At 55.5% G+C, this 11,470-nt stretch carries 9 protein-coding genes, 1 tRNA gene and 1 pseudogene; all 11 read left to right on the forward strand.

The window, feature by feature from the left end; genetic code table 11:
* Window positions 1-67 precede the first annotated feature (67 nt).
* Entirely contained in the window at window positions 68-1,054 is a 987-nt protein-coding gene (locus HCR00_RS05425) for an FKBP-type peptidyl-prolyl cis-trans isomerase (RefSeq protein ID WP_167143424.1), read from the forward strand.
* Between the two features lie 15 nt (window positions 1,055-1,069).
* Window positions 1,070-2,398: a M50 family metallopeptidase gene (locus HCR00_RS05430; RefSeq protein WP_167143491.1), complete on the forward strand. Its 1,329-nt coding sequence runs from the start codon at window positions 1,070-1,072 to the stop codon at window positions 2,396-2,398.
* 88 nt (window positions 2,399-2,486) lie between these two features.
* Window positions 2,487-3,203: a tRNA (guanosine(46)-N7)-methyltransferase TrmB gene (gene trmB / locus HCR00_RS05435; RefSeq protein ID WP_424945199.1), complete on the forward strand. Its 717-nt coding sequence runs from the start codon at window positions 2,487-2,489 to the stop codon at window positions 3,201-3,203.
* Window positions 3,204-3,246: 43 nt separating this feature from the next.
* Window positions 3,247-3,319, forward strand: a tRNA-Arg gene (locus HCR00_RS05440).
* Between the two features lie 92 nt (window positions 3,320-3,411).
* Complete coding sequence (locus HCR00_RS05445) at window positions 3,412-4,860, forward strand: purine-cytosine permease family protein (RefSeq protein ID WP_166985537.1); 1,449 nt, start codon at window positions 3,412-3,414, stop codon at window positions 4,858-4,860.
* Window positions 4,861-4,869: 9 nt separating this feature from the next.
* Complete coding sequence (gene argS, locus HCR00_RS05450; RefSeq protein ID WP_167143430.1) at window positions 4,870-6,528, forward strand: arginine--tRNA ligase; 1,659 nt, start codon at window positions 4,870-4,872, stop codon at window positions 6,526-6,528.
* The gene (locus HCR00_RS05455; RefSeq protein WP_167143432.1) at window positions 6,529-7,305 is read left to right on the forward strand and encodes an LmeA family phospholipid-binding protein; all 777 of its coding nucleotides are present in this window, start codon (window positions 6,529-6,531) and stop codon (window positions 7,303-7,305) included.
* A 32-nt stretch (window positions 7,306-7,337) separates the two neighbouring features.
* Window positions 7,338-8,720: a diaminopimelate decarboxylase gene (gene lysA, locus HCR00_RS05460; RefSeq protein ID WP_243854466.1), complete on the forward strand. Its 1,383-nt coding sequence runs from the start codon at window positions 7,338-7,340 to the stop codon at window positions 8,718-8,720.
* Between the two features lie 53 nt (window positions 8,721-8,773).
* The gene (locus HCR00_RS05465; protein ID WP_167141734.1) at window positions 8,774-10,087 is read left to right on the forward strand and encodes a homoserine dehydrogenase; all 1,314 of its coding nucleotides are present in this window, start codon (window positions 8,774-8,776) and stop codon (window positions 10,085-10,087) included.
* Window positions 10,087-10,995, forward strand: coding sequence for a homoserine kinase (gene thrB / locus HCR00_RS05470; RefSeq protein ID WP_166985522.1), 909 nt, complete (start codon window positions 10,087-10,089; stop codon window positions 10,993-10,995). The genes HCR00_RS05465 and thrB overlap by 1 nt, the downstream gene beginning before the upstream one ends.
* A gap of 120 nt (window positions 10,996-11,115) precedes the next feature.
* Window positions 11,116-11,470: pseudogene (locus HCR00_RS05475) on the forward strand (transcription termination factor Rho); the annotation flags it as partial.

Consider the following 11,470-nt stretch of genomic DNA (forward strand, 5'->3'; position numbering starts at 1 on the left):
TAAATGCGGTTTATCCGCTCTGAAAATGCCGTGCTGCGCACGTGCTATGAAGAGGATAGGAATTATTTTGAAGCGTTCACTCGCCCTTGTTGCAGGAGCAGCAACCGTGTTAACCCTCGGGGCATGTGCAGATCAAACCCTCGCTACCGGCGCCGGCTGCGTTGTGCCGGAAAGCGCGACCTTAAAGAAGATTGAGGTTGCGCCGGGCGAAGACGGCCAGAATATGCTGAAGGGCAAGCTGCCAATCACCGCTCCTGAAACCCAGCAGGTGTTTGTTGTGGAAAAGGGTGATGGCGGCAAAGTTATCGGTGATGTAGAGGGCCGCACCGAACAGTACAAACTTGTAATAACCGCATACAACGGCAACACCGGAAAGCAGATTGTGCAGCAGCCGGTGCAGACTTCTGTCGGTGAGTCATCCGGGCTTAAATTCCTCACTAATGTTGCCGGTTGCGTGACAGACAACGGTAAATTACTGACTGTTACTAAGGCCAGCGATGTTTGGCCAACCGCAGATCAAATGTTCCAAGATCTTGCTGGCGACGACGCTGTGGTCTTAGAAGTCGACTATGAAGGTAAGGTGCCGGCACCGCTGACTGACGATCAGCTCCTGCCGCAGGCAGAAGGAAAAGCGGCTAAGCTTCCGGCCGATTTCCCGCAGGTTGACGTAGCCAAAAACGGTGAACCAACAATCACGATTAAAGATGCCGCAGCAAAACCAACTGAGCTTAAAGTTGCAAACCTAATTGAGGGTGATGGCGAGACCGTAGAGCCTGGCGCACTGACCTATGTGCACTATAAGGGTGTGCTGTGGTCAACCGGGAAAGAGTTCGACTCGAGCTGGTCACGTGGCGGGAAGGCAGCTAGCTTCCCAACTGACGGCGTGATCGAAGGCTTCCGGAAAGCACTTGAGGGTCAGAAGGTGGGCTCCCGTGTGGTCGTGCTCGTGCCGCCCGCTGAGGGCTATGGCGCAGACTGGAATAAGCAGCAGGGTGGCACAGAAGACGATGTGATGGTGTTTGTGCTAGACATCGTTGGCGCCCAGAACAAGTAGCGGCGAGTGGCGCTTTTGCAAGACCTGGTGCCTTTCATAGTAGGTGTGCTCATTGTGGCGCTCGGTGTCGCCGCATCTATTGCACTGCACGAAGTTGGGCACCTGGTTCCTGCAAAAGTTTTTGGGGTTAAAGTAACCCGTTTCATGGTTGGTTTTGGCCGGACGCTGTGGTCTAAACAGCGTGGTGAAACCGAATACGGAATAAAACTTTTACCCTTTGGTGGGTACGTGCAAATGATTGGCATGTATCCACCAAAGAAACCGGGTGAGGCTCCACGTGAAGCCTCTACTGGTTTCCTAGACTCAATGGCGAACGATGCGCGAGAGTTTAGCGCTGAAACCATTACTCCGGGAGACGAGAAGCGGTCGTTTTATCTTTTGCCGGCATGGAAAAAGATAATCATCATGCTGGGCGGGCCGCTAATGAACCTTGTGCTTGGCGTGGTGCTTTATGCGGTGCTGCTCTCAGGCATCGGAGTCGCCTCAACTACAACAACTGTTGCCGCGCTGAACGAATGTCTAAAACCGGTCACAGCTGCAGAACAGACCTGTGCACCCGGTGATCCGACCGCACCTGGAGTGGCTGCTGGATTAGCCGCAGGGGACACGATCACAGCGATTTCTGGGAAAAATATCAACACATGGGATGAACTGCGCGAAATTATTGCCGCCAACCCAAACACCCCGCTTGAAATTACCTACGAACGGGCGGGTGAAACTCGCTCGACTGTGCTCACACCCGCCCTCACGGAGCGCGCCGTATACACTGACGCGGGGCAGCCCGTTCTTGATGCAAACGGTGATCCGCAGCTTGAATCTGTGGGAATGATCGGTGCGCTGCCTGAGACCGCGATTCAACGTCAGCCGCTGAGTGCGGTGCCGCGCTATGTGGGTGATAACGTTTCGGGTGTTGTGAATGTGATTCTGCACCTGCCGCAGCGTTTAATAGATGTGTGGAACGCGGCGTTTGGTGCGGAAGAGCGCGACCCGAACGGCCCGATCAGTGTTGTCGGGGTGGGGCGCATCGCTGGTGAAATTGCCAGCCATGACGGGATTGAACTAAAGAGCAAAATCTCGGCGATGGTGGGCTTGCTCGCCGGTTTAAATATTGCTCTCTTCGTGTTTAACCTGATCCCCCTGCTGCCGCTCGATGGTGGGCACGTTGCCGGCGCCGTCTACGAATCAGCGAAGCGCCGCCTCTACAGGCTTTTTGGAAAACCAGATCCCGGCCAAATAGATACGGCCAAGATGGTGCCGTTCACCTTTGCGATGGTGCTCGTTTTTGGCGCTATGAGCCTGCTGTTGATATACGCTGACCTCGTCAAGCCCATTACGCTGCAGTAGCCCGCAGTCACTGCGCTAGGGTGGAGGGGTGAATGATGCTACCTCTGAAAACTCATCGGCAGCTACCGGCGCAAACCGACAGCATCGGTTGCTGTCTTTTGTGCGTCGTGGCGGCCGTCTCACCTCCGGGCAGGAACGGGCCTTAAACGAGCTTGCGCCCGAGTATCTGATAGAGCCTAAGCGAGGTGACGGAGTAACTTCAATTGCTGCCGATCAGGAAACCGATCCGGCTCGCTGGTTCGGCCGCAAAGCTCCGCTCGTAGTGGAGATCGGATCGGGGCAGGGGCACCAAATAACACACGCCGCCGCTGCCACACCTGAGCGTGACTTCTTGGCGCTTGAGGTGTTTACTGGCGGGTTGGCGCGCACAATGGTGCTGGCAGAGCAGCTTGATGTGCACAATTTGCGCCTGATAGAAGCAAACGCACCGGAAGTGCTGGAACATTTGCTGCCCGCAGCCTCTGCCAATGAGATCTGGATATTTTTCCCAGATCCGTGGCACAAAGCTAGGCACAATAAACGTCGTTTAATTAACGATAGTTTTGTGCCGCTCATCGCTCGCGCCTTACAGCCCGGTGGGATAGTGCGCATGGCGACTGACTGGGAAGAATACGCTGAGCAGATGCGTGAGGTGTTTGACAGAGCAGACGGTTTTAAGCGCGGCTTCAACGGCGATTGGGCTGAGCGTTTCAACGGACGCGTGTTCACCGCATTTGAGAAAAAAGGCATTGCGAAGGGGCGCAACATTCGCGATCTCAGCTATATCAGAGTTGCCGAGGGCGCGACACAGTCTAAAATCGGGTAGACTAAAGCGGTTGCTTTGGTGCGTCTGCAACAGATGCGCTTTTGCCCCCGTAGCTCAGTGGATAGAGCGCCGGTTTCCGGTACCGTAGGTCGGAGGTTCGATTCCTCTCGGGGGCGCAAATCATTTTTCACCCTGCTGTGGCTCGCACTCGCTCGTTAATTACGGTAACCAAGTTGAAAAGCGCGCAAATTCCGGCAAAGATTAGCTTATGACTATCTCTGCGAAGCACACCGGCGTGGAGATCGCCGGAATCGAAGTTGTCAGCGAAAATGAGCGCACAGCACGGCCGCGTGATCTGTTTTGGCCGTGGTTTGCTGCGAATGTTTCGGTGTTTGGCATCTCGTATGCGGCCTGGGTGCTCGGTTTCGGCATTTCTTTCTGGCAGGCAACAGTGGTTACCGTGATTGGTGTCACCATCTCGTTTCTGCTGTGCGGTGTTATCGCTATCGCAGGTAAACGCGGTTCTGCACCAACCATGATCCTGTCGCGCGCTGCTTTCGGCGTGAAGGGTCAGAAAATACCCGGCATTTTTTCGTGGCTTATCTCGATGGGCTGGGAAACAATTCTTGCAATTCTTGCGGTGCTCGCAACCGCCACGATTCTCACCCGGCTGGGTCTTGAGGGTGAGCTGTTAATAAAAATTATCGCGACTATCGTCATAGCTGCGCTCATTGTCGGAGCCTCCGTAGCCGGGTATCACATCATTATGCGACTGCAGAAGATCTTTACCTGGGTTACTGCGGCGATTACGATTATTTACGTTGTTTTGGTTGCGCCGAGCATCGACATGCAGCGGGTGCTTGCAATGGAGTCTGGTGGATCTACCCAGGTTATCGGTGCCTTAGTGATGGTGATGACCGGGTTTGGTTTGGGCTGGATCAATATTGCCGCAGACTGGTCACGCTACCAGCGACGTGATGCGAGCAACAGCAAAATAGTGTTCTGGAACACCTTCGGTGGCGCGACCTCCCCGATCATTCTGGTCATCTGCGGTTGTTTGATCATCGGCAGCAACCCGGAACTAATGGACGGTATTGCCTACGATCCGATCGGCACCCTGGCAGACCTCCTGCCAACCTGGGTGCTGCTGCCGTTTCTGATTGCTTCCGTGCTCGCACTGGTTTCTGGAGCGGTGCTTGGAATCTACTCATCCGGTCTCACCCTGTTAAGTTTGGGCGTGAAGCTACCGCGCCCGGCGGCGGCTGGTATCGACGGCACTATCCTGACCTTGGGCACTATCTATGTTGTGTTCTTTGCTGCAAACTTCCGCGATCCTTTCGAATCCTTCCTCATCACCCTCGGCGTGCCAATCGCAGCATGGGCGGGTATCATGATCGCAGATATCGCCCTGCGGAAGCAGCCGTATGATGAAGCCGCCCTGTTTGATGCGCGCGGTCGCTACGGATCTATTGATTGGATCTCCGTTGGCACGATGCTGTTTGCGATGTTTGTTGGCTGGGGGCTTGTTGTCAACTCATACGCTGAGACAGTGGCCTGGAATAACTGGCAGGGATATCTGCTGGGGCCGCTCGGATTGGGTGGGCGTGAAGGTGACTGGGCGTGGGCTAATCTCGGTGTTATCGTGGCGCTGTTGATTGGCTTTATCGTGACATTCATCGCTCGGCGCGGCATTGTTGCAAAACAAGAAAAGAACTAAGGTTAAACTGTGACTCCAGACAAAATCGCCAGTGAACTGCATAGAATTCTCACCTCGATAGCCGCCGCAAACAGCGCAGACATTGAGATTACCGAACAGCAGCTGCAACCTGAGCGACCAAAGAATCGTGCGCACGGAGACTGGGCGTCAAACGCGGCGATGCAGTTTGGCAAACGGATCGGAATGAACCCGCGCGCTCTTGCTGAGCAGATTGCGGCTGAGCTCAAACTGGTAGACGGCATTGCAGCCGTTGAGATAGCAGGGCCGGGCTTTATTAATATCACGCTAGATGTTGCTGCGGCCGGTCAAATCGCGCAAGATATTGTGCTGGCAGGTGCCGCATACGGACGCAACAGTTTGCTTTCCGGGCAGAGCATTAACCTTGAGTTTGTTTCTGCGAACCCGACAGGCCCCGTGCATCTCGGGCACACCCGCTGGGCGGCGCTCGGTGATTCGCTCGCGCGAGTTCTGAAAGCGGCCGGCGCAGACATTGTCAGCGAGTATTACATTAACGACGCAGGCGCCCAGATGCAGAAATTTGGGCGCTCAGTGCTCGCTGCGGCACTAAACCAACCAGCACCAGAAGACGGGTATCCGGGTAAATACATTCAGGTGCTCGGTGAAAAAGTTCTTAAAGAGCGCCCAGACCTCGTTGAATTGAGCCCAGCAGAGCAGCTTGACGTTACAACTGAAATTGCTTATCGCCTGCAGTTAGGTGAGATTAAGAGTTCTCTGGCAAACTTCAACGTCAACTTTGATGTGTGGTTTTCAGAGCGCACTCTGCACGAACAGACGGACGGCGGCAAAAGCAAAATCGAAATCGCGCTCGACCGCTTGCGTGAAGCCGGGCATGTTTATGAAGAGGGCGGCGCCACTTGGGTGCGCACCTCCACCTTCGGCGACGATAAAGATCGGGTCTTCACCCGCGGTAACGGCATCTACACCTATTTTGCCGCCGACGCCGCCTATCTGCTTTCTAAATCGTCTCGCGGCTCCTATGAAAAGATCTATCTGTTAGGCGCAGACCACCACGGCTATGTGGGGCGACTAAAAGCTCTGTCCGCTGTTGCGGGCGAGGATCCAGAACGCCAAATGACCGTGCTGATCGGTCAGCTGGTGATGCTGAACGGTGCTCGCCTGTCTAAACGTGCCGGCAATATTGTGGAGCTTGACGATCTGCTCGAGTGGGTCGGCTCAGATGCCTTGCGTTTTTGGCTGTCTCGCTACCCGGCCGACTCGCCGCTGTCGCTAGAGGGCGAAAAACTGCGCAGCCGCACAAACGACAACCCCGTGTTTTATGTGCAGTACGCCCACGCACGCACCTGCGCTGTAGACCGCAATGCTGCCGCTGTGGGGCTGCAGCGTGATGTTTTTCAGCCGGAACTGCTCACCCATACGAGCGAAACCGAACTTCTCGGTAAGCTGCAGCAGTATCCGGGGATTGTCGCTGGCGCCGCACAATTACGTGAGCCACATCGGATCACACGCTACCTTGAAGAGCTGGCGGGCAGCTACCACAGATGGTATGACCAGTGTCGGGTGCTGCCGCAGGGTGATGAGGCTATCCAACCTCTGCACCAAACCCGCCTGTGGCTAAACGATGCAGCTCAGCAGGTGCTAGCAAACGGTCTCGATCTAATCGGTGTTAGCGCACCGGAGCGGCTCTAGGTGAGTAAGCGAAAGCGCTGGCTTATCACAACCGCGGTTGTGGTTGGCATAGTCAGCATGATCGTGGCCGTGGTTGAGATTGCGGGGCGGCCCCTAGTAAAGAGTGTGGCTGCTGGCGCAATCCGAGAAAACCTGCACATACCTGCGACAGTTCCTGTTGAGGTGGATCTCGATGGTTCGCTGACATGGCAGCTGCTGACCGGAAAATTTCGCAATGTGGGTCTGCAGGTGCCAAACTACACCGTTGCTGACGGTGTTACTGTCAACGTGAACGCAACCTTTGCTGGAATCGGAGTAAACCCAACTGCGAGCACGCTAGATAACGGGTGGGCGTATGTGAGTATGACTCACGAACAGTTCCGTGAAATGGCAAAAACCCTGGCCGGTGACTGGGTTGATGACGTTGAATTTCATGACAACCGCATTATCGTGCATAAGTCTTTGACCGCTTTTGGCTCAAGCGTCGATGCGAGTGTTGAGGTGCAACCCTTAGCCGGTGCGGGGCAGACTCTGCTGCTGAACCCGGTGCAGATTAGCGCCGGCGGGATCACAACAACCCCAGAACAGCTGAGCCACCTCTCTGGCGGCCTACTCGGTGAAGTCGCATCCAGCTTCATTGAGCCTTACGATATTTGCTTTATCAACTACATCCCACAGGGTTTGCAGCTGCGTCGCGTAGCTGTGACAGAGAAAGAGGTGCGGGCGAGTTTCCAAATTGATCCGGAGTTTCTCCGCGATCCGCAGAAAAGACAACCCGGCACCTGCGCTGAGCACTAATTTCAACACCAGCCACAACCATGAGGAGCACCATGAGCACCGACCTCAACGCTATCAATCAGGCGATATTCCCCAGCACCGCAGCCCGCAATGCCGAAGGTGAGTTGGAGATTGGGGGAGTGGCAGCAACCGCGCTCGCATCTGACTACGGCACTCCGCTGTTTGTGTTTGATGAGCGAGAGTTTCGTGCCCGCGCGAAGAACACCGTCACAGCGCTGCGGTCTGAGTTTCAGCGTATTGGTGCGGACGCAAAAGTCTACTACTCAAGCAAAGCATTTTTGTGTGTTGAGGTTGCACGCTGGGCGATAGAAGAGGGGCTCCACATTGATGTTGCCAGTGGCGGTGAGCTTGCTGTTGTGTTGGCGGCGGGTATCGACCCGAAGCTTATTGCCATGCAGGGCAACAACAAGTCGCGTGCAGAGCTGCGTGAAGCGATCGAAATTGGTATCGGCAGCATCGTCATTGATAGCGCGCATGAGATTGAGCGGCTGAGTGAGGAGGCTGCGAAGCTTGGCAAGACAGTGCGTGTTTTCTTGCGGGTCAACAGCGGTGTGCACGCAACAACCCACAGTTTCCTAGCAACCGCGCATGAGGATCAAAAATTTGGGGTACCGCTGACGCAGGCAGCTGAGTTGATCGAGCGTATTCGCTCTGATGCAAACATGGATCTGCGCGGTGTGCACTGCCACATTGGCTCTCAAATTCACGCGGTTGATGGATTTGTTGAATCGGCTGCCCGCATGACTGAGCTGGTTGCCGAGCTGAGCAAAACGGGCCCGGTGCCAGAGCTGAATCTCGGCGGCGGTTTTGGTATTGCCTACAATGAGGCTGAGGTAGAGAGCGCGCCAAACATTTTCGAGCTTGCCAAGCAGCTGGCAGATACAGTTGCTGTCGCCTGTGAACGCGCCGGCATTCCGGTGCCGCTCTTAAGCTTTGAGCCGGGTCGTTCAATTGCCGCCCCAGCGGGAGTCACCCTCTATGCGGTAGGAAATATTAAAACCGTTGACCTCACCGTTAGTGACAAGGCAGCTGACCCGGCAGATTTGGGTTATACCGAACGTCGCTACATCAGTATCGACGGCGGTATGAGTGACAACCTTCGCCCGGCTTTCTACAACGCCACCTACACTGCACGCCTCGCAAACCGGACAAGCAGTGCGCCACCCGCCCTGTCTCGTGTTGTTGGTAAACACTGTGAAACGGGCGATATCGTGCTGCACCGCGCGCTTTTGCAGAGTGATATTAGTGAAGGGGATCTGCTCGCGTTTGCGGCAACAGGCGCTTATGGCTGGGTGCTTGCGAGCAACTACAACTATGTGCCGCGCCCGGCAGTGGTTGCTGTGCGAGACGGTGAATCACGCTTGATAGTGCGCGGAGAAACAATTAAAGACTTGGTGGCGCGCAGCGTCTACTAAACTTTTAACATTGACTTTTACCCAAATAAACGAATCAGAAAAGAGTGAGTTTCGTGAGCGAATTGCGCAATCTTCGGGTGGCTCTGTTGGGAAGCGGATCGGTTGGTTCTCAAGTGGCGAGGTTGCTGCTTGAACACAGCGAAGAGCTCTCCGCTCGGATCGGTGCAAAGCTGGAGCTCGCCGGAATTGCCGTGCGCAACCTGGATGCTAAGCGGGATGTTGAATTGCCGCAGGAGCTTTACACAACCGACGCCGAGCGGCTGATCCTCGGCGCAGATATTGTTGTGGAGGTTATGGGCGGTATTGAGCCGGCAAGAACCCTGATCCTTACCGCACTGCAGCAGGGTTCAGATGTGATCACCGCCAATAAGGCTCTGCTTGCGGCGCACGGGGAAGAGCTGCAGGCAGCCGCTGATCGTGTTGGCGCGCAGCTGTCTTATGAGGCAGCGGTTGCGGGGGCGATTCCGATCATTCGACCGCTTTTGAACAGCCTCGCAGGCGACAATATTAAGCGTGCAATGGGGATCGTAAACGGATCAACTAACTATATTCTCGACAGCATGGATCGCTTTGGGCAGACCACAGAGGAGGCAATGCAGATTGCCAGCGACCTTGGCTATCTGGAAGCGGATCCGACCCTCGACGTCGAAGGCTATGACGCCGCACAGAAGGCAGCAATTCTGGCGCGTATTGCCTTCCACACGGAGCTGCCCGCAGACGCAGTTTATCGTGAGGGAATCACGAAGATAACCGCTGAAGATATCGCGACAGCAAAACAGAACGGGCAGACTATTAAACTGCTCGCGGTGGTTGAGCGTGTCGAGCGCGAAGACGGATCTGAGGGCGTATCAGCGCGTGTTTATCCGGCGCTAATCTCCCGTGAGCATCCGCTGGCTGCTGTGCACGGCGGAAAGAATGCGATCTTTGTCGAAGCTGAGAGCGCCGGCGAGCTAATGTTTTACGGTGCGGGAGCCGGCGGTGTGGAAACCGCCTCTGCTGTGCTGGGTGATCTGGTTTCCGCTGCGCGCCGCCATGTAGCAGGCGGGCCGGGTGTCTCGTTTAAGAGTTACGCAAATCTGCCGGTGCTTACGATCGGGGAGATTCTCACCGCATATCAGCTGCGGCTGACAGTTGCCGATCAACCTGGTGTGCTGCAACAGATCGCCGGTGTGTTTGCTGAGAATAACGTCTCGCTTGCGACGGTGCAGCAGAGCCCGAGCAAAGATACTGCAGACGCCGCAACTCTTGTTATCGGAACCTATCGTGCGCGCGAGGCGGAGCTAAAAGCAACCCTAGAAAGAATCGCTGCGCTTGATGCTGTGTTGTCTGTCGACAGCACTCTGCGTGTTGCTGAGGTCTCTGCATAATGCGCAAAGTACGGGTGCGTGTGCCCGCCACGAGCGCTAACTTAGGGCCGGGCTTTGACACATTTGGACTGGGGCTCTCATACGCTGACGAGCACACCGCTGAGGTGCTACCGGCAGGCTCTGAAACAGTTGTGCGGATCAGCGGTAACGGTGCTGGAGAGCTTCCCACCGATGCCAGCAACCTGATGGCAAAGTCGGTTGCGCATGTGTTCAAACGGGTGGGTCGGGAAGTGCCGCCGCTTGAAATTCATGCGCACAACCGGATCCCGCACGGACGCGGTATGGGATCTTCTGGCGCCGCAATTGTTGCGGGTGTGATGATGGCGAAGGGTTTGCTTGCTGGCGAGGTGGAGCTTTCGGATCAGGCTCTGTTGGATTACGCAACAGAGCTGGAAGGGCATCCTGACAATGTTGCGCCGGCTCTTATGGGCGGGTTAACTATTGCTTGGACGAGCGAGAACGGCCCGCGGGCAAAAAAACTTGCTGTGCACAGGAGTATCGCGCCGTTGGTTTTGGTGCCAGATTTTCAAGTCTCAACTAAACTTGCCCGCTCCCTGCAGCCGGACAGTGTGCCCCACGTTGACGCTGTGTTTAACGTTTCGCGCTCCTCACTGTTGGTGGCAGCGCTGACTCAAAGCCCGGATCTTTTGTTTGCCGCGACAGAAGACAAACTGCATCAAAACTATCGTGGCGAGGCTATGCCACGCACCCGAGATCTGGTTGCTGCGCTGCGTGCACAAGGGTTCCCATCGGTAGTTTCAGGTGCTGGCCCGTCAATTTTGGTGTTGAACGAAAGTTCAAGTCAGAGGCTTGAAGCGGTCGATTATGTTACTGAAAACGCGCCCGATTGGCAGCGTTTAGTGCTGGCTGTCGATATTCAAGGTGCTACAGTAGAAGAAGTTGTTTAGCAATTTGCGCAGTCGCGCGGTTAACTGGCTAACACTATTTACTACGGAATAACACGCAGTTTGGAATGTGCTCAGCTGAGCATTTGCGTGATTTACTATCCCGTCTGGAAGGACTGAAAAATGGTTGAAGAAACAACCGAGACCGAAACTCCGAAGCGTCGCAGCCGTCGCGTTTCAACACCAACTGTTGACACAGCGGCCGCAGTTGATGCTGCTACCGCAGCACCAACTGATTCTGCCGCAGTGGTTGAGGAGGCGCCGAAGAAGACTACGCGTCGTCGCACCACTAAGAAGGCTGATGCTGAAGCGCCTGCGGCTGATGCTGCTGTTGTAGCGGAGGAAGCTGCTGTGGTTGAGGAGGCGCCGAAGAAGACTACGCGTCGTCGCACCACTAAGAAGGCTGATGCTGAAGCGCCTGCGGCTGATGCTGCTGTTGTAGCGGAGGAAGCTGCTGTGGTTGAGGAGGCGCCGAAGA

This window comes from Canibacter zhoujuaniae (assembly GCF_011752005.1).
In the GTDB taxonomy this organism is placed as follows: domain Bacteria; phylum Actinomycetota; class Actinomycetes; order Actinomycetales; family Microbacteriaceae; genus Canibacter; species Canibacter zhoujuaniae.